Below are 19281 nucleotides of genomic sequence, written 5' to 3' on the forward strand. Positions count from 1 at the left end.
GTTGAAATTTGAATTAGTCTTAGCAAAATTACCTAATAAAAATAATCAAATATTACCTTAACATTAGCAATTAAGCACTTGAAAGTTAACGATTAATATCAAACCGTCAACAATTAAACATGAAAGCTGTTAAAAGTTTTTTAACATTTGTTAAGAAAGTTTTTTATAAAACTCCAAAAGGTTTTGTGTGGAAGCATCGTGGCTATTAGCATTTCCTGTAGCATTGATATCTTCCAAAATAGTATTGGCAAGTTGTTTTCCTAACTCCACACCAAACTGATCGTAGCTGAAAATATTCCAAACAACCCCCTGAACAAAAATTTTATGCTCATACATCGCAATCAATTTTCCAAGGCTTTCTGGCGTTAATTTCTCAATTAGTATAGAGGTTGTAGGCTTATTACCTTCAAAGACCTTAAACGGCACCAAAGCACCAGAAGCACCTTCTTCTTTCACCTGTTGCTCTGTCTTACCATTTAGCAAGGCTTCTGTTTGCGCCAAAAAGTTGGACATCAATTTATCCTGATGATCCTTATCTCCATGTAATGCTTGGGCAAACCCAATAAATTCGGCTGGAATTAATTTTGTCCCTTGGTGGATCAATTGGAAGAAAGCATGTTGCGAATTGGTTCCCGGCTCTCCCCAAATTATGGTTCCTGTTTGGTAGTTTACTGGACTCCCACTTCGGTCGATACTTTTTCCGTTACTTTCCATAATCCCTTGTTGCAAATAGGTAGCAAACTGATTTAAATATTGAGAATAAGGAATCACTGCTTCAGTTTCAACACCAAAGAAATTATTGTACCACACACTTAATAGTGCAGAAACCACGGGGATATTTTTATCAAAACTGGTAGTTCTAAAATGTTCATCCATCTTGTGGGCTCCCAACAATAGCTTGTCGAAATTCTCAAAACCAACAGAAAGACTGATAGACAGTCCAACCGCACTCCATAAAGAGAAACGACCTCCTACCCAGTTCCACATTGGGAAAATATTGGTTTCATCAATTCCAAACGCCTTTACACGTTCTATATTGGTAGACACCGCTACGAAATGTTGAGCAACGGCTTCTTCTGGCGCATTGATTAGGAACCAGTTTCTGATGGTGCTTGCGTTAGACAAAGTTTCCTGAGTAGTAAAGGTTTTTGACACTACTACAAACAAGGTTGTTTCTGGATCTAAGTGCTTGATGACTTCATTCACATGATCCCCATCAACATTACTTACAAAATGCGTCTTTAGGTGATTTTTATAATAGGTAAGGCTATCCACAACCATAGCTGGCCCCAAATCAGATCCACCGATTCCTATGTTCACGATATCGGTAAACGCTTTCCCTGTGTACCCCTTTAACTCTCCTGAAACTACTAGATTGGTAAAAGCCTTCATCTTTTCCTTTACCTCATAGATTTCGGTCATTACGTTTTCACCATCCACCAAAACCTCAGCAGTTTTTGGAGCTCTTAAAGCGGTATGTAAAACCGCTCTACCTTCCGTTTCGTTAATAACATCACCTCCAAAATACTTAGAAATGGCATCTTTAAGATCTACTTCCTCTGCCAATTTCAGCAAAAGCTCAAGAGTTTCTCCTGTAATCCTGTTTTTTGAAAAATCTACGTAGAAGTCTTCCCATGAAATGGTCATATTATTTGCCCTTTCTGAATTTTGAGCAAACCAATCTTTCATATGAGCATCTTTAACGGTTTCAAAATGCTCTTTCAGCTGCTTCCATGCCTCTGTAGTCGTAGGGTTTATTGCTTTTAATGCCATTTTTATTTTACTTGTGTAATTAATGTTTCTTCCGCCAACAATTCTTCATCTTCCTGAAGCCCTTCAAATTGAATGGCATCCAAACGAGCTCTAATTGGCGTAATATATTCCATGTATCTTGTTTTCAAACTATCCGAAATAGGCTTGGCCTCTGGCAATTTTTCCCTAAGAGGATCCACTTGCCTACCATTTTTCCAAAAACGGTAGCAAACGTGAGGCCCTCCTGTATTACCTGTCATACCTACCCAACCAATAATATCTCCCTGTTTTACAAACTGCCCCTTTTTAACATTTTGGGCCTTCATATGAAGATACTGCGTTTCGTAAGTGGCGTTATGTCTAATCTTCACATATTTTCCATTACCACCACGTCTTGTAGACTCGGTTACGGTACCATTGGCAGTTGCCATAATAGGCGTCCCAATTGGCGCCGCAAAGTCAGTTCCCTTGTGAGGTTTTACTTTATAACCATAATAAGCAATTCGGCGGTTAAGATTATATCTAGAAGAGATTCTTCCAAACTGAACCGGCGCTTTCAAGAAGGCACGTCGCAAGTTTTTAGCCTCATCGTTGAAGTAATCCACGATACCCTTCACAGTATCGGTTTTAAATTGAAAGGCATAAAAAGGCTCATTATTATGCTCGAAATAAGCCGCCTTTATTTGATCTACCCCTACATAAATACTGTCATCTATATATTTATCGGTATAAATCACCTTGAAACGATCTCCTTTTTGCAAACGTCTAAAATCGATAGTCCAGGCGTAAATTTCATCTGCCATTTTATAGGCCAATCGTGGACTCAAGCCTTGGGATTCCAAAGTTTCGGAAATATTACTATCTATAATTCCCGTAGCTTCCTTTTCAATATACTTGATAGGTTTCCTGTTGGTATAGGCATGAATGGAATCTTTGAAATTAATTACCACATATTCCTCCTGATTAGGTTGGTAAATAAAACACTGTGGCAACTCTAGGGAATCTTTGGAACACAACAAGGTATACGGCTTCCCTACCTGAAGTCTTCTTGCAATATCGAAGCTATCCTTGGCGCTCTCTACAATATTGTAAATAAGAGGATATCCAATTCTATTACGCTCCATGATAGCTCCAAAACTATCCCCATTTTTAATGGTATCGCGCTTTACAATAAACTCGTTAAGATTGAATCCGAACTCGTGAATTTCTGCAGGTTCAACAAAAGTTTGTAACGGCTCAATTTTCTCTTCTTTCACCTTTTTATCATCCTTACATGATAAAAATGTCACACACACAAATAGTGCTGTTAATAATCTTGTTTGCATTAAATTATATCAATTTTAAATATTCTCTCCCCAGTTATCCAACTCCTCCTGCGACCATAATTCCGGAAAAAATATACGCCTTTGATATTTGGGGTGCATATATTTCTTCCAGTCACTTCCTCCTGTTGCTTCTCCGTCTCCAAGACCACTTTCAATATAATGTCTTGCGGTATTGTAATGTGCCATCACCCATGTGATATTGACTGTATAGTCAAAATGCCTCATGGCCTGCACGAGATTTTCATCTTTTTGAGCTTCCATTGGCAGCTCTTTAAATCTAGTCCAAAGGTTTTTGGTATTGTAACTCTCCATAAACCTCAAGAAATCATCCTTATAGCGCTTTTCAAAATTAACTAAAAGCGTCGACTTTTTCCCTGTTTTGTAATCCTTTCCCGCCGCTTGCCAATACAAATGCTCAAAAGCATGGGTATATGGGGTATTTCTGTCTATGGTGGCACGGAACCTATAATCGATCAAATTGATCAGCTCTGTTGAAGCAAATTCTATCATTCGGTACTGCGCACTTTGGAAACCACTGGCAGGAGTCAATGTATGTCGGAACTTCATATATTGCTCCACTTCCATACCTTCTCGCATGATATTGAAAGAAGTGGTCAACATATCAAAATAGCGACTAACGCGCATTACCTTTTCTGCAAAGAAATCGGCTTTTAACTCTTTACATTCGGCTACCTGCTCAATTTCCCACAAAATCATTTTGAACAACAGTTCATTGATTTGGTGATAGGCAATAAACACCATTTCATCTGGCAATTGCGTGCGCTGGATTTGAAGCCCCAAAAGGGCATCGGTTTGGATATAATCCCAATATGTAATGGGCTTACTGTAAAGCAGCCCTTTTAAATGGTCTTCGGTACTTTGGTTGATGGATTGGAACTTTTGCTCTAGTTCCTCAATGACATTATCAAATTTATTTGGGTTGGCCATATGTTAGTTAGTCAAATTGAATTTGGAAGGAGTGTTTCAAGCCTCTGAAGGATTCCAGTTCTGCCCGTAACGATCCCACCGCCAAATCTGCTTTAATTTTTAATGGGATCTTGTTTTCGTCTGCACTCACCCATAACGTTAAACTTTCTTGTTCTTTAAACACCCTTCCTGCCATTACGTACGGCCTGAATTTAAGTGTCTTTACTTTTCCAAAATCTGTCTCGATAGTTTCTCTTCCCAAAAACTTGAGCTTGAACACATAGTTTTCTTCATCAAAAAACATGTTCAGTTTCACTACATCTCCAACCTTTATCTTATCGGTATCGTAATTGTTGCGCAAATAATAAAACGCCGACACCATGTCCTGAACATCTTTTTCTGTAGCAAACACTTGTCTCCCGCCGTTTTTATAGTTTTTGACATGCGCTTTGCTTTCATTGTGATCAAACTTGATTTCAATATCCTTGGTATGTCCACCTTCGTCAATCTTCCTTATGAACTTATACGGCGCACCGGTTTCCCTATCGAAATAACTTTCGTAATGGTCGTCTACTTTAAAAAACCAACCTATGGCTCCTGTAGTCCATCCTTTACCTACTACATGATATACTTCTTTACCATCCAGCATTTTTTCATGCACCTCAAGTGTTGCGTTACCCGCCTTTAAAAAGCCACTGTAACTCATCTTAAACTTGAACCATTCGCCTCCGCCAAAAGCCGTTTTGTCCTGAGCCGAAGCAATTTGCGCAAAGAAAAGAAAACTGAGAAAAAAAAGATTAAATTTCATGTTAAAAGTATCTTGTCCTCCTAACTTTTGACAAATCATGAGGCTGTTTAAAAAGCTGACAAACAATTACTGTTCCAAATGTATAAAAAACAAAAAACTCCATAGTTGCCTTATGGAGTTTTTTAAAACGTGGAACGTTAAAAATTTGTTATAATGTACCTCTCTTTTCTTGCTCTCTTTCGATGGATTCAAAAAGGGCTTTGAAATTTCCAGCTCCAAATCCGCGAGCCCCCATTCTTTGGATAATTTCGAAAAACAGGGTTGGTCTATCTTCAACCGGTTTGGTAAAAATCTGTAATAGATATCCTTCTTCATCGGCATCGATCATGATTCCCAAACCTTTCAAGGTTTCGATATCCTCACGAAGCTCATGACTGAACTCTTCCAGCCTTCCAGGAACTGCGCTGTAATATTCTTCCGGTGGTGTTGATAAGAATTCCACACCTCTAGAGCGCAAATCAGTCACTGTTTTGATAATGTCATCTGTAGCTACCGCAATGTGCTGCACTCCTGATCCTTCATAAAAATCAAGATATTCTTCAATTTGAGAACGTTTCTTTCCTTCGGCCGGCTCATTGATTGGGAATTTGATGCGACCGTTACCATTACTCATTACCTTACTCATCAAAGCAGAATATTCCGTATGGATTTGCTTGTCGTCAAACGATAGGAAATTCACAAAGCCCATCACGTCTTCATACCACTTTACCCACGTGTTCATTTCACCCCAACCAACATTTCCTACCATGTGGTCGATATACTTCAAACCTGTTGGCGTTGGATTATAATCCGATTCCCATTTTACAAATCCAGGTAAAAATTGTCCATTGTAGTTTTTACGCTCCACAAACATGTGAACCGTTTCTCCATAGGTATAAATACCAGCTCTTACTACTTCACCGAATTCGTCCTTTTCAACCGTTGGTTCCATATAGGATTTCGCACCTCTTTTGGTAGTTTCCTCATAGGCACTTCTTGCATCTTCCACCCAAAGCGCCACAACTTTCACACCATCTCCATGCTTTACAATATGCTGGTTAATTGGTGATTTACTGTTCAAAGGCGTGGTTAAGACCAATCTAATTTTATCCTGAAGTAGCACATAGCTCACCTCATCTCTTGAACCAGTTTCCAAACCTTTGTAGGCATATGATTGAAATCCAAAAGCAGTTTTATAAAAGTGAGCCGCTTGTTTGGCATTACCCACATACAACTCCACATAATCAGTTCCTAACAACGGCAAAAAGTCTTCTGCCCCCTCAAATATTTTTTCCAGTCCGTATTCAACCGACTTAATTTCTTTACTCATAATCTTTATTTTTTAGTGTTCCAACCAAGATTTAAAATAATCTTCGTCTGCTATTTTTAATGCTTCTTCTGTTACTTTCAACGGCTTAAAGGTATCTACCATAACGGCCAATTCATCTGTTTTTTCCTTCCCGATACTACGTTCGGTTGCTCCCGGATGTGGTCCATGAGGAATCCCCGCTGGATGCAATGAAATATGCCCCGCAGCAATATCATTTCTACTCATAAAATCACCATCCACATAATACAGCACCTCATCGCTATCAATATTGCTATGGTTGTATGGCGCAGGAATACTTTCTGGATGATAATCATACAAACGTGGCACAAAACTGCACACCACAAAAGCATCGGTCTCAAAAGTTTGGTGCACCGGTGGCGGCTGGTGGATACGTCCGGTTATAGGTTCAAAATCATGGATTGAAAAAGCGTACGGATAGCAATAGCCATCATAACCAACCACATCAAATGGATGTGAGGCATAGACCATATCAAACATATCATCCTGCTTTTTCACTTTGATCAAAAAGTCTCCCGATTCATTGTAGGTTTCCAATTCTTCAGGACGCCTAATATCACGTTCACAGAAAGGTGAATGCTCCAACAATTGCCCAAACCAGTTACGGTAACGCTTAGGCGTGTAAATAGGACGACGTGACTCTACAATGAACAAGCGGTTATCTTCCGTATCAAAATCTATTTTATAGATAATGCCTCTTGGCACCAACAGATAGTCTCCGTATTTAAAGTCAAGATTCCCGAGATGCGTGCGCAATTTCCCTGTTCCCTTATGGATGAAAATCAATTCATCTGCATCGGTATTCTTATAGAAATAATCGGTAGTGGATTGTTTTGGAGCCGCCAAAATAATACTACAGTCACTATTGGTCAACACTGTTTTTCTGCTTTCCAAATAATCGTTTTCCGGCTTCACTTGAAACCCTCTAAAACGATAGGATTGCATGTTGTTTTCCCTAGCAATCTTTGGAGCCACGCTATATTGATTTTGAATAGCTTTGACCTGAGTTGGTCGTTGTTCGTGATAGGAGTTGGTGGACATCCCATCAAAACCTATAGTCCCAAAAAGCTGCTCGCTATACAAACTTCCATCTGGCTTTCGGAATTGTATATGACGTTTTGGGGGTATTTTCCCTAGTTTATGATAAAAAGGCATTGTTAATAATTTTTTAAGTTGAAAGTAAAAAGTAACAAACAGCATTGCCGCTTGCGCAGAAGGCACAAAACGCCTACTTACTCAGGATTTCTCTTGATAAGAAAATGAAGATGCGCCAATAAACCTGTCCAAAAATGTGTCACTTAAAATTCTTGTTTAATATTTATCAGGAGCGTTTTGCAACCTTATAGTTTTCTCTTAAAACCACACGGTCTTCTGCAAATATCGTAAAATTTTTGTAGATTTTTAATAAATCATGAAGAGCTTACATCCTCAGAGCATTAAGTCAAATTTTATACCACTAAAACCAGAACCCTAGATTGAAGAACCAATAGTCTCTTTTGGTATCTGGCGACCACGTATATTTGGCTTCAATAGGCCCTAAAAAGGTCTCAAAAGAATACCCTACAGCAAAGCCTGTATAGTCTGGAGTAGTTAACCATTCGCCTGTTTCAAAAATATTATCTTCTACATTGCCAATGTTAGCGGCTAGCAAAAAATGGTTCTTTTTAAAAAACTCATAATCCAAGGTAAATGTACTTTTCACAAAGCTATTCCCAGTAATTGACATAAAATCGTAGCCATAAAAGGAAACGAAATTATTTATGAAATTATTGGCATAGCCGCCCAATCCGAAATCCATCGAGTTAGTTGTGTTTTCTCCTATTTTGAATCCTCCCTGCTCCAAAATAGTCATGGATAGGCCATTCGCTATCTTAAAGGCATAACCAATATCCGCCTTAGCAATGGAAAAAGGCTCAAAATTCTCATTAAAACTAGAAGCATAGAAATACCAATGGATATCACCATTAAAGTAGAAGCCTTTTTTGGGAAAATATCGACTGCTATACGTATCCAATTTAATATTACCATAAACACTTAAATAATCAGTGTTTTCAAACAAATAATCATCGTCACTGTTAGTACTAAACTGATTTACCAAGGTTTGAGAAGTTATCCTTAGATGCTTATGCTCTGCCCCTGCAATCAAGGCAAAATCCTTTCGGAACAAGGTCTGTACATAAAATTGCGAACTAAAATCCCGAAGATCCACATCAACCTTATTGACATTACTGACTTCTTCCTCAAAAGTCCGAAATATTAATTGTGAATTGACATCTCTATCAAATTGATTGAATCGCGTCCGTAATCCCACACTCCAATAAAATCCTCTATCAATAAAATAGTCCAAGTTATAGCGAATATTATCGCCTAGAACCACATCAAAAGACAGTACATCATTATCAAAAAGGGCCCGCTTTCGAGTAAGGTTCACTATGGCGGCACTTTTATAAAGCTCATCATAATGCAATCCCAAACGGAAAAAGGTTGTAGTTTCATTTTCCTTAATAGTTGCTAACAAATCATAGCCTTCTATACCGTTTGATTTCTGAAACCGGTACTCAAAAGTGTCAAAATTATTGGTTGCCATCAAATTATTCACACCTCTACTAAATTCGGTATAATTCACAGTGGTGTTACTTTTAAGCTTCAATTTTCCCAAAACATAAGCTCTAGTGTACTTTTGATACCCTTTAATCTTGATGGAATTAATCCTTATACTATCTGGACTTTTCAAGGACTTTGCAGTAGATCTATATGAAGCCCCTACTTTTTTGGCCAGTTCAACAAGAGGGCCAAGTTGCTCCCTTGCCGCACTCTCTCCATTTTTCACAATTCGCTGCCCTTCACTAAACGAGATCACCGAAAAATCCTTGATATCAGGTTTGATGTAAATATCAGTTTTATCCGATTTCCAAACCATGTCATTAATGGTCCTGTAATTATTAATCTGCAGTAAAATATCAGGCGCAGAAGTCAGTTCCTCCCTAGTTGCTAAATCATCCTGAACATCTACCCCTATTATCACATCCATACCTTTAGCCTTCAACTCATCAATAGGGTAGTTATTGGTCACTCCCCCATCTATTAACAACTCATCATTTATAACTACCGGTTGAAACAAGGACGGAAATGCACCACTGGCCGTAACCGACTGCGCCAAATTACCCTTTTCTAAATAGACAGCCTTTCCTGTTTCCACATCGGTAGCTGTACAAAAAAAAGGGATTGGCAACTTATCAAATTCCTTGACATCGCTCACAGGAAGTGTTAAATAAGTCAATAAATTATAGACATTTTGCCCTGAGGAAATGGCCGAGGGCAACTTCAACTTGAATTTATTAAACGGTAAGGTCACGGCATATTTCTCTGAATTGTCCCGCTCATAGAAAGTTTTAGATTCCCTAGGCAAATAATCGGTGATGACCTCATCAAAATTGACGCTTCCAAAAATGGAATCCAACTGCTTTGCCGAATACCCCGAGGCATACAAGGATCCTACAATGGCTCCCATACTGGAACCGGCTATATAATCTACCTTAAGTCCAATACTATCTAATACTTTTAGCACACCAATATGGGCAAATCCCTTAGCCCCTCCACCACTCAACACCAAACCTATTTTCAAAGAATCCTTTGCAGGGGTTTCTTGAGCAAACCCAACTCCCGCAAACAATAGGCAAATGGCAATGATGGCTAGAAAGTGTTTCATTTGTTTACATAATAGGCCTTTATTTTCTGTGCCTTGGAAGGTCCAACTACCGAAGTGAGATCCTCTAGAGAAGCTTGGGAAATCCGTTTTACCGATTTAAAGTGGGTCATCAACTCCACTATGGTTTTCTCCCCAATGCCCGGAATGGTTTCCAGCTCCGTGTTAAGGGCATTTTTACTTCTTCTATTTCTATGATGCTCTATCCCAAAGCGATGCGCTTCGTTTCGTAATTGTTGAATGACTTTTAGGGTTTCGCTTTTTTTATCTAAATATAAGGGAATTGGATCTTCTGGGTAAAATAATTCTTCCAAACGCTTCGCAATTCCGATGATTGCAATTTTTCCGCGTAAACCTAAGATTTCCAAACTATTAAGTGCCGAAGACAACTGTCCTTTTCCTCCATCAATAATGATTAATTGAGGCAGTGGCTGCCCTTCGTCCAAAAGCCTTTTGTAACGTCTGTGAACCACCTCTTCCATAGAAGCAAAATCATCTGGACCTTCTACCGTTTTTATATTGAAATGGCGATAATCCTTTTTACTTGGCTTGCCGTTTTTAAACACCACACAAGCAGCCACAGGGTTGGTCCCTTGAATATTGGAGTTATCAAAACATTCTATGTGCCGTGGTTCTTCATGCAATCTCAAATCGGCCTTCATTTGTGCCATGATGCGGTTGGCATGTCTATCGGGATCTGTGATTTTAACTTGTTTGAAACGCTCCATTCGGTAATACTTGGCATTTCTGATGGATAGATCCAAAATATGTTTTTTATCTCCCAACTTAGGAACCGTTACTTTTATAGTTTCTCCAATATCAATTTTGAAGGGGACAAAGATTTCTTTGGAATTGGAATTGAAGCGTTGCCGAAGCTCGGTTACGGCCAACTCCAAAAGCTCCTTGTCGGTTTCTTCCAATTTCTTTTTGATTTCCAAAGTATGGGACCGAATGATTGAACCGTAGGATAACTGAAGAAAATTGACATACCCATAGCCTTCATCGCTCACTATTGAAAACACATCTACATTACTGATTTTTGGATTGACAACTGTAGATTTTGCCTGATAGTTCTCCAGCACTTCAATCTTCTCCTTTATTTTCTGTGCCTCTTCAAACTTCATATCTTGCGCCAAAGCCTGCATTTGCTTTTTAAAATGAGACAGCGAGTCCTTAAAATTCCCTTTTAAAATCTCTTTTATCGAAGCGATATTGGCATGGTATTCTTCTTCGGTTTCATAACCTTCACATGGCCCTTTGCAATTTCCCAAATGGTATTCTAAACACACCTTGTATTTGTCGGCTTCAATTTTTTCTTCAGCTAAATCGTAATTACAGGTTCTTAATTGAAATAAGCCCCTAATTAATTCCAACAAAGTAGATACCGTTTTCATGCTGGTATAAGGCCCAAAATATTCTGAACCATCTTTGATTACCCTGCGAGTTGAAAACACTCTTGGAAAACGCTCCTTCTTGATACAAATCCAAGGATAAGATTTATCATCCTTGAGCATCACATTGTATTTGGGCTGGTACTTTTTAATCAGGTTATTTTCCAACAGCAAAGCATCGGTCTCTGTATCTACCACAATATGTTTGATACTAGCAATCTTTTTCACCAGTACTCGGGTCTTCCCATAATCATGCTGTTTCGTAAAATAAGAACTGACTCTCTTTTTAAGGTTCTTTGCTTTCCCAACATATAAAATCTTCCCCTCAGCGTCGTAATATTGGTAGACTCCCGGCTGATTGGGCAAGGTTTGCAACTGAATTTCAAGTGAAGTTTGGCTCATCATTCAAAGGTAACTATTTTCATGGTTTTCAATCGGCAGCCAAAATGTTAATTGCCCTAAAAATTATCTTGGCAAAGCTAATTTTGAAATCAGTAATTCACTAACTTCGTACATTTATATTCAGCAATGAAAACACAAACCATTGGCCGCATAGACAAGATTGATTTCCCTGAACTACAACTATTTGAAGTTGATGTTAAGGTAGACACTGGCGCCTATACTTCTGCCATACATTGCTCAAAAATCATCGAAAAAAACAACAGCCTGATCTGTACATTTCACAGTGACGGCCATCCAAACTTTAGCGGTGTCGAGGTGAGCTTTAATTCCTATTCAAGAACCAATGTAAAGAGTAGTAACGGTTCCAAGGAAAACAGATTTAAAATTAAAACCGATGTCATATTTTTTGGTAAAACCTATAAGATTAACTTAACTTTAAGCACCAGAGACGACATGAAATTTCCAGTTCTTATTGGCAGACAGTTTTTAAGCAAAAAATTTCTCGTTGATGTAGACCAGAAGAACGTATCTTTTAACGCCAGTAAACGCGCATGAACATAGTAATTCTATCTAGAAATTCTTATTTATATTCTACCCAACGGCTTATTGAAGAGGGCCGAAAAAGAGGGCATCAGGTTGAAGTGATAGACCCCCTGAAATGTGACATCATTATTGAAAAGGAAAAACCTACCATCTTTTACAAAGACCGCTATTTGGATTATGTAGATGCCATTATCCCAAGGATTGGCGCCTCTGTTACCTTTTACGGTTGTGCGGTGGTACGTCAATTTGAAATGATGAACGTGTTCACCATTGTAACCTCAGACGCTATTCAACGCTCACGGGACAAACTGCGCAGTTTACAGCGCTTGAGCAAAGCCGGAATCGGCATGCCAAAGACGGTATTCACAAACTATTCTAGAGATGTTGAAGAAGTTATTGAACACGTCGGCGGAACTCCTGTAATCATCAAGCTACTTGAAGGCACTCAAGGTTTAGGTGTTGTTTTGGCTGAAACAAAAAGCGCAGCTGAATCTGTTTTGGAAGCTTTCAATGGGTTACAGGCCAGAGTAATTGTTCAAGAATTTATCAAGGAAGCCAAAGGGGCCGATATTAGAGCTTTGGTGGTAGACGGACAGGTAGTTGGCGCCATGAAACGCCAAGGAAAGGAGGGTGAATTCAGATCCAACTTACACCGTGGAGGAACCGCTCAAATTATCAAACTTAACGATGCCGAACTTAAGTTAGCTATGCAAGCCTCAAAAGCGTTGAAACTCCCTGTTTGCGGTGTTGATATGTTACAGTCGGCCAGAGGACCTCTATTATTGGAGGTGAACTCTACCCCAGGATTGGAAGGCATTGAAAAAGCCACTGGAAAAAATATTGCCCGCGCCATCATAACTTATATAGAAAGGAACCGATAGATGACCTACACCCAAAAAACAATCATTTCCATACTTGGCAAAGACATTAAAGCGGGTGAGCGTTGTGAATTGAATTTTGGGGTGGCCAATCTGCATACCACTTCCAGCATCGATGTGCCCGTTATCATTGAACGCTCCAAAAAACCGGGGCCAGTTGTACTTTTTACGGCTGGCATCCATGGAGATGAAGTGAATGGTGTGGAAATCATTAGGCAGATTATCGCCAAAGGCATTAACAAACCTAAATGCGGAACCATTATTTGCATTCCTATTATCAATGTTTTTGGGTTTATCACCCTGAAACGTGAATTCCCTGATGGCAGGGATTTAAACCGCGTTTTTCCTGGCACTAAAAAAGGCTCTTTAGCAAGTCGTGTTGCTCACAAATTGGTTAGTGAAGTAATTCCTGATGTAGATTTCATCATGGATTTCCATACAGGTGGAGCCGGAAGGTTTAATGCACCTCAAATACGCATTACCAAAAACAATCCTCAATTGGACGAGTTGGCCAATGCATTTGGAGCGCCCTTTATATTATATACCAAAAACATCAAAAAGTCCTTCAGAAATACTTGCAGCAAGCTAGGAAAGCCAATTTTGTTGTTTGAAGGCGGAAAATCTACCCATATAGATATCAATATTACCAATACTGGGGTTAATGGCGTAAAACGCGTGCTACACCATTTAGGGATGTTATCTACTAAATTCAAGGTATCCAAGCCAAAAACGCAAACAGTCACAATTTTGGACAGCAGTTGGCAGCGCGCCAACTATTCAGGAATGTTCAAACCTTCCATCGCCTTAAACACAAAAGTGACCAAAGGCGATATTATTGGGAACATTACAGATCCCTATGGCAAATTCAACCATTTTGTAAAAGCCATTTATTCAGGCTATGTTATTAATGTGAATGAATTGCCTATCGTCTATCAGGGTGACGCCCTATTCCATATTAGTACCAAATTAAAAAATGACCAAACAAGAATTAAGAACCCTATATAAATCCAAGAGAGAGGCGCTTTCGGAGGATGATATTGACCAATTGAGCATAGAAATTGCCAATCAGTTATTGAAGATGGATATTTGGAACTATTCTTTCTATCATCTTTTTTTGAGCATTGCATCGAAGAAAGAAATCCAAACCGATTTCATACTGAACATTCTTTCTGGAAAAGATAAAAACATTGTTATTTCAAAAAGCGATTTCAAGTCGGGTACTATGACCAACTTTTTATTGACAGACAACACTGTAATAAAAGTGAACTCATACGGTATTCCTGAACCTCAGGACGGCATTGAAATTACCAATGACAAGCTGGACGTGGTATTTATCCCTTTATTGGCTTTTGACGATAACGGACAAAGAATTGGCTACGGAAAAGGGTTTTACGATCGGTTTTTGGCCAACTGTAAACCTGATGCACTAAAAATTGGACTGTCATTTTTTGAGGCAGAACCTTCATTCGACGACATGCATGAAGCAGACATTCGTTTAGACTATTGCGTTACACCAAAAAACATCTATACATTTTCTAGCTGAGTCGCGTCCTTTTCCTTTTCTACTTCTTTTTCTACATCCAAAACTTCCAATTCATCTGAAGATTTCGGGAACGCTTTTTTGTTGAAGACAATGAGAATGCCTATTCCCGTACTAATGGCCATATCGGCAATATTAAACACAGGTTCAAAAAAAGAAAAGCTTTTACCTCCCACAAAAGGAAACCATTCTGGATAAATTCCACTATAAATAGGAAAATGGAGCATATCCACAACGTTGCCATGAAACAAACTGGCGTAACCCCCTTCAACAGGCAGAAAAGTGGCCACCTTATTGATGCTATCGCTAAAGATGACGCCATAAAAAACCGAATCGATAATATTGCCCAAGGCACCTGCAAAAATCAAGGCTACGGCCCAAATTAAGGTTTTGGAAGCTTTCTTTTGGATGGAAGACACCAACCAATAGCCAATACCAAAAACAGCCACAATTCTAAACAGTGTTAAACTCAACTTAGCTGTTTTATCTGAAATAAACGAGGCAAAATCACTGATTTTAGTTCCCCAGGCCATCCCGTCATTTTCCACAAATGCAATATGAAACCATTCAAACACCTCTATACGATCCCTAAGTTCAAAATGGGTTTTAATGTATAGTTTGCTTATTTGATCGGCAAGCAATATTAAAATAATTAAGAGGAATGCTTTTTTTAATGACATGGATTAGAATTGATGAAACACAAAAATAGGATTTATAAATTGATTGTGAACACTTAATCAATTTTGAACATCCTAGAAAGAAGACAAAAAACAAACGCCCTGTATATACAGGGCGTTATTCTAAAAATATAAATTTAGTTTATTGTTGCATGTTTTTTGCCTCAATACTTAATGTAGCGTGCGGCACTAACTTAAGGCGCTCCTTACTGATCAACTTGCCCGTTACACGACAAATACCATAAGTTTTGTTCTCAACTCTAATAAGGGCATTTTTTAAGTCTCGGATAAATTTCTCCTGTCTGATGGCCAATTGAGAGTTCGCTTCCTTACTCATGGTTTCGCTACCTTCTTCAAAAGCCTTAAATGTCGGCGAAGTATCATCGGTTCCATTATTAAGGTCGTTCATGTACGCACTTTTCAAAAGTGCTAAATCATGTTCGGCCTTTTCAATTTTATCTAGAATCAATACTTTAAACTCTGCCAAATCCCTATCGGAATACCTGTTGTTAGTTTCTACTGCCATAATCTTATAATTTTTCAATAAACAGTTTGGTATTTACATCATCAAAGGCTATCTCAATCCCATCGGTTACAATGTCTAAAATTTCCAATTGATCTGTTAACGTCTCTGTTTTTATATAGTCAATATTTTGTTTTACCGCATTACTAATCTGTTCATCATTTTGCAAGTGGACTGCAATCCTGTCGGTAAGCTCAAATCCTGAATCTTTTCTAAGGTTTTGTATTCTGTTTACCAACTCTCTGGCGATACCCTCTTTTTTCAATTCATCATTGATTGTAACATCCAGTGCAACTGTTAAAGCACCTTCGTTTGCTACAAGCCAACCTTCGATATCTTGTGAGGTAATTTCCACATCAGAACGTTCTAATGTAATACTTTTTCCATTAATTTCAACATTTACCTCCCCTGTTTGCTCCATATTTTTTATATCCTCAGACGTAAATCCACTGATTATCTGAGCGATGGATTTCATATCTTTTCCAAAACGAGGACCTAAAACCTTGAAATTTGGCTTGATCTGCTTCACCAAAATCTCAGAAGCATCTTCCAAAACTTCGATTTCCTTTACATTCACTTCCGAAGTAATCAAGTCTGCAACCGCCAAAATCTCAGTTTTTTGTTGCTCGCTGTTCACAGGAACCATGATCTTTTGCAACGGTTGACGCACTTTTATCTTTTCCTTGGCACGTAATGACAAGACCAAAGATGAAATAGTTTGTGCACTCTCCATTTTACGCTCCAATTCCTTATCTATAAAAGCTGGATCACTAACAGGGAACTCCGCCAAATGTACACTTTCAAAGTTTTCTTTTTGTGTCACTTTTGTTAAGTCCTGGTAAATTTTATCCATGTAGAATGGCGCAATCGGCGCTCCAAGTTTCGCCAAGGTTACCATACAGGTGTACAATGTTTGGTAAGCCGAAATCTTATCGGATTGGTAATCGCCTTTCCAGAAACGTCTTCTACTTAAACGCACATACCAGTTACTCAAGTAATCCTGTGTAAAGTCTGAAATTGCTCTGGCCGCTTTTGTAGGTTCGTATTCGGCATAGTACTCATCAACCTTTTGAATCAATGTGTGTAATTCAGATAAAATCCAACGATCAATCTCTGGCCTTTCTTCCAATGGAATATCAGCTTCACTATAGGTGAAGTTGTCCAAATTGGTATATAAAGTGAAGAACGAATAGGTGTTGTAAAGTGTTCCGAAGAATTTACGTTTTACCTCTTCTACTCCTTCAATGTCAAATTTCAAATTGTCCCAAGGATTGGCATTGGAAATCATGTACCAACGTGTGGCATCTGGACCATAATTGGCCAAAGTTTCAAACGGATCCACGGCATTCCCTAAACGTTTGGACATTTTTTGACCGTTCTTATCCAACACAAGTCCATTGGACACTACATTCTTATAAGCCACCGAATCAAACACCATAGTTGCAATGGCATGAAGCGTGTAAAACCATCCACGTGTTTGGTCTACTCCTTCCGCGATGAAATCGGCAGGGAATGACGTATGGGCATCAATTTTCTCTTTGTTTTCAAAAGGATAGTGCCACTGTGCATACGGCATAGAACCCGAATCAAACCAAACATCTATCAAATCGCTTTCGCGCTTCATAGGTTTCCCTGAAGCCGACACCAAAGTGATTTGATCCACAATGTTTTTGTGCAAGTCTAATTTTGCGTAGTTAGCATCGTCATTATTACCAACTTCAAAATCCTTAAAAATATCTTCAGCCAAAACACCTGCTTCAATAGAACGTTGCATTTCGGCTTTTAATTCTTCTACGGAACCAATACAGATTTCTTCCTTGCCATCTTCAGTTCTCCAAATTGGCAATGGAATTCCCCAATAGCGAGAACGTGACAGGTTCCAGTCATTAGCATTTGCCAACCAATTCCCGAAACGTCCTGTTCCAGTAGCTTTAGGCTTCCAGTTGATGGTTTCGTTCAATTCAAACATACGCTCCTTCACATCGGTCACCTTGATAAACCAGGAATCCAAAGGATAGTACAAGATTGGTTTATCAGTTCTCCAACAATTAGGGTAGCTGTGTTTGTATTTTTCAACCTTAAAGGCTTTGTTCTCTTCTTTTAAACGAATAGCAATCTCAACATCAACAGAACGCTCAGGCGCTTCACCATCGGCATAATATTCATTCTTTACATATTTCCCAGCATGCTCACCCATTTCTGGTCTGAACTTCCCTTGTAAGTCCACCAACGGCACCAAATTTCCTTGCTCGTCCATCACCAACATTGGCGGCACTTCTGGAGTCGCTTGTTTAGCTACCATGGCATCATCGGCACCAAAAGTTGGCGCGGTGTGTACAATTCCAGTACCATCTTCCGTGGTCACGAAATCTCCCGAAATCACTCTAAAGGCATTCTCAGGATTGTTATGTGGCAACGCGTAAGGCAATAATTGCTCATAGCTAATCCCTACTAAATCTGCGCCCTTAAATTCCTTAATCACACGATAAGGAATCTTTTTATTTTCTTTTGAATAATTAGCAATGTCTGCTTGAGATTCGGCAACTATGTACTTCCCTGCGAACTGTTTTCCAACCAACGGTTTTCCAAGAATCACTTTGATTGGTTCAAAAGTGTATTGATTAAACGTTTCAATCAACACATAGTCAATTTTTGGTCCAACGGTTAAAGCCGTGTTACTTGGCAAAGTCCAAGGAGTAGTCGTCCAAGCCATGAAGTGAATATCTCCTTCGTTTTGCAAAAACTCAGGTAATGACTCTGCTTTAGCTTTAAATTGGGCTACGATTGTGGTGTCCGTTACATCCTGATAGGTCCCCGGCTGATTCAGCTCATGAGAACTCAAACCTGTTCCTGCCTTTGGAGAATATGGCTGAATTGTGTAGCCTTTGTATAATAAATTCTTATTATAGATTTCTTTCAACAACCACCATACGCTTTCCATGTATTTTGGCTCGTAGGTGATGTAAGGGGCATCCATATCCACCCAGTACCCCATTTTTTCGGTAAGGTCGTTCCACACATCCGTGTAACGCATAACCGCCTTACGACAAGCTGCATTATAATCTTCTACTGAAATAGTTTTTCCAATATCCTCTTTGGTAATTCCCAATTCCTTTTCAACACCTAACTCGATTGGCAATCCATGAGTATCCCATCCAGCCTTTCTTTTTACCTGAAACCCTTTCATGGTTTTGTAGCGAGGAAAGATATCCTTGATGGCACGTGCCAAAACGTGGTGTACTCCAGGAAGACCATTTGCCGACGGAGGCCCTTCAAAAAACACAAAAGGTTTTGCGTTGTCTCGAGACGTGACACTTTTTTCAAAAATGGAATGTTCTTTCCAGTAGGCCAACATTTCATCGGCTACTTTAGGTAAGTCAAGACCTTTATATTCAGGGAATTTCGTACTCATATTGTCATTAATTCTTTTGGACCTGCGAAATTAATGATTTTTAGAGAAATAGCCGTGCTATTTGGAGGAA

15 protein-coding genes are annotated in these 19281 nt (G+C 39.0%); 4 read left to right on the top strand and 11 right to left on the bottom strand.

From position 1 onward, the window contains the following. Nucleotides 1–150: 150 nt before the first annotated feature. The 8 genes from pgi to uvrC form a co-directional block, all read right to left on the bottom strand. Nucleotides 151–1773, bottom strand: a complete 1623-nt coding sequence (gene pgi / locus AC6I5C_RS00650) for a glucose-6-phosphate isomerase (RefSeq protein ID WP_497903463.1) — start codon at nt 1771–1773, stop codon at nt 151–153. Between the two features lie 2 nt (nt 1774–1775). Then, a complete protein-coding gene (locus AC6I5C_RS00655) occupies nt 1776–3077 on the bottom strand; it encodes a peptidoglycan DD-metalloendopeptidase family protein (protein ID WP_497903464.1) in 1302 nt (433 codons plus the stop codon). Nucleotides 3078–3092: 15 nt separating this feature from the next. Continuing rightward, entirely contained in the window at nt 3093–4025 is a 933-nt protein-coding gene (locus AC6I5C_RS00660; protein ID WP_497903465.1) for a tryptophan 2,3-dioxygenase family protein, read from the bottom strand. A 7-nt stretch (nt 4026–4032) separates the two neighbouring features. Beyond that, nucleotides 4033–4812: a DUF3108 domain-containing protein gene (locus tag AC6I5C_RS00665; protein ID WP_053977105.1), complete on the bottom strand. Its 780-nt coding sequence runs from the start codon at nt 4810–4812 to the stop codon at nt 4033–4035. A gap of 148 nt (nt 4813–4960) precedes the next feature. Beyond that, nucleotides 4961–6121, bottom strand: a complete 1161-nt coding sequence (gene hppD / locus AC6I5C_RS00670) for a 4-hydroxyphenylpyruvate dioxygenase (protein ID WP_497903466.1) — start codon at nt 6119–6121, stop codon at nt 4961–4963. 12 nt (nt 6122–6133) lie between these two features. Then, the gene (locus AC6I5C_RS00675; protein ID WP_497903467.1) at nt 6134–7294 is read right to left on the bottom strand and encodes a homogentisate 1,2-dioxygenase; all 1161 of its coding nucleotides are present in this window, start codon (nt 7292–7294) and stop codon (nt 6134–6136) included. A 301-nt stretch (nt 7295–7595) separates the two neighbouring features. Beyond that, nucleotides 7596–9848, bottom strand: a complete 2253-nt coding sequence (locus AC6I5C_RS00680) for a patatin-like phospholipase family protein (protein ID WP_497903468.1) — start codon at nt 9846–9848, stop codon at nt 7596–7598. Beyond that, nucleotides 9845–11638: an excinuclease ABC subunit UvrC gene (uvrC, locus tag AC6I5C_RS00685; RefSeq protein ID WP_497903954.1), complete on the bottom strand. Its 1794-nt coding sequence runs from the start codon at nt 11636–11638 to the stop codon at nt 9845–9847. Before uvrC ends, AC6I5C_RS00680 begins: the two co-directional genes overlap by 4 nt. Nucleotides 11639–11764: 126 nt before the next feature. Here uvrC and AC6I5C_RS00690 point away from each other — a divergent pair, with 126 nt between their 5' ends. The 4 genes from AC6I5C_RS00690 to AC6I5C_RS00705 are packed head-to-tail and all read left to right on the top strand — an operon-like array spanning nt 11765 to nt 14602. After that, nucleotides 11765–12193, top strand: a complete 429-nt coding sequence (locus tag AC6I5C_RS00690; protein ID WP_497903469.1) for an ATP-dependent zinc protease family protein — start codon at nt 11765–11767, stop codon at nt 12191–12193. Next, entirely contained in the window at nt 12190–13062 is an 873-nt protein-coding gene (gene rimK, locus AC6I5C_RS00695) for a 30S ribosomal protein S6--L-glutamate ligase (RefSeq protein ID WP_497903470.1), read from the top strand. Before AC6I5C_RS00690 ends, rimK begins: the two co-directional genes overlap by 4 nt. Next, a complete protein-coding gene (locus tag AC6I5C_RS00700) occupies nt 13063–14064 on the top strand; it encodes a succinylglutamate desuccinylase/aspartoacylase family protein (protein WP_497903471.1) in 1002 nt (333 codons plus the stop codon). It abuts the gene before it with no gap. Next, nucleotides 14033–14602: a 5-formyltetrahydrofolate cyclo-ligase gene (locus AC6I5C_RS00705; RefSeq protein WP_497903472.1), complete on the top strand. Its 570-nt coding sequence runs from the start codon at nt 14033–14035 to the stop codon at nt 14600–14602. The genes AC6I5C_RS00700 and AC6I5C_RS00705 overlap by 32 nt, the downstream gene beginning before the upstream one ends. Here AC6I5C_RS00705 and AC6I5C_RS00710 read toward each other — a convergent pair. The 3 genes from AC6I5C_RS00710 to ileS form a co-directional block, all read right to left on the bottom strand. After that, the gene (locus AC6I5C_RS00710; RefSeq protein WP_497903473.1) at nt 14584–15279 is read right to left on the bottom strand and encodes a lipoprotein signal peptidase; all 696 of its coding nucleotides are present in this window, start codon (nt 15277–15279) and stop codon (nt 14584–14586) included. The genes AC6I5C_RS00705 and AC6I5C_RS00710 overlap by 19 nt on opposite strands. A gap of 139 nt (nt 15280–15418) precedes the next feature. Beyond that, nucleotides 15419–15802, bottom strand: coding sequence for a TraR/DksA family transcriptional regulator (locus AC6I5C_RS00715; protein ID WP_497903474.1), 384 nt, complete (start codon nt 15800–15802; stop codon nt 15419–15421). A 4-nt stretch (nt 15803–15806) separates the two neighbouring features. Next, a complete protein-coding gene (ileS, locus tag AC6I5C_RS00720; protein ID WP_497903475.1) occupies nt 15807–19211 on the bottom strand; it encodes an isoleucine--tRNA ligase in 3405 nt (1134 codons plus the stop codon). Between the last annotated feature and the right edge of the window lie 70 nt (nt 19212–19281).

This window comes from Mangrovimonas sp. sgz306409, from assembly GCF_059735265.1.

Coding starts and splice junctions, on each gene's coding strand:
- pgi (WP_497903463.1), bottom strand. CDS start 1,773: ATGGCATTAAAAGCAATAAACCCTACGACTACAGAGGCATGGAAGCAG.
- ileS (WP_497903475.1), bottom strand. CDS start 19,211: ATGAGTACGAAATTCCCTGAATATAAAGGTCTTGACTTACCTAAAGTA.
- hppD (WP_497903466.1), bottom strand. CDS start 6,121: ATGAGTAAAGAAATTAAGTCGGTTGAATACGGACTGGAAAAAATATTT.
- AC6I5C_RS00675 (WP_497903467.1), bottom strand. CDS start 7,294: ATGCCTTTTTATCATAAACTAGGGAAAATACCCCCAAAACGTCATATA.
- AC6I5C_RS00715 (WP_497903474.1), bottom strand. CDS start 15,802: ATGGCAGTAGAAACTAACAACAGGTATTCCGATAGGGATTTGGCAGAG.
- uvrC (WP_497903954.1), bottom strand. CDS start 11,638: ATGAGCCAAACTTCACTTGAAATTCAGTTGCAAACCTTGCCCAATCAG.
- AC6I5C_RS00700 (WP_497903471.1), top strand. CDS start 13,063: ATGACCTACACCCAAAAAACAATCATTTCCATACTTGGCAAAGACATT.
- AC6I5C_RS00665 (WP_053977105.1), bottom strand. CDS start 4,812: ATGAAATTTAATCTTTTTTTTCTCAGTTTTCTTTTCTTTGCGCAAATT.
- AC6I5C_RS00690 (WP_497903469.1), top strand. CDS start 11,765: ATGAAAACACAAACCATTGGCCGCATAGACAAGATTGATTTCCCTGAA.
- AC6I5C_RS00660 (WP_497903465.1), bottom strand. CDS start 4,025: ATGGCCAACCCAAATAAATTTGATAATGTCATTGAGGAACTAGAGCAA.
- AC6I5C_RS00705 (WP_497903472.1), top strand. CDS start 14,033: ATGACCAAACAAGAATTAAGAACCCTATATAAATCCAAGAGAGAGGCG.
- AC6I5C_RS00655 (WP_497903464.1), bottom strand. CDS start 3,077: ATGCAAACAAGATTATTAACAGCACTATTTGTGTGTGTGACATTTTTA.
- AC6I5C_RS00680 (WP_497903468.1), bottom strand. CDS start 9,848: ATGAAACACTTTCTAGCCATCATTGCCATTTGCCTATTGTTTGCGGGA.
- AC6I5C_RS00710 (WP_497903473.1), bottom strand. CDS start 15,279: ATGTCATTAAAAAAAGCATTCCTCTTAATTATTTTAATATTGCTTGCC.
- rimK (WP_497903470.1), top strand. CDS start 12,190: ATGAACATAGTAATTCTATCTAGAAATTCTTATTTATATTCTACCCAA.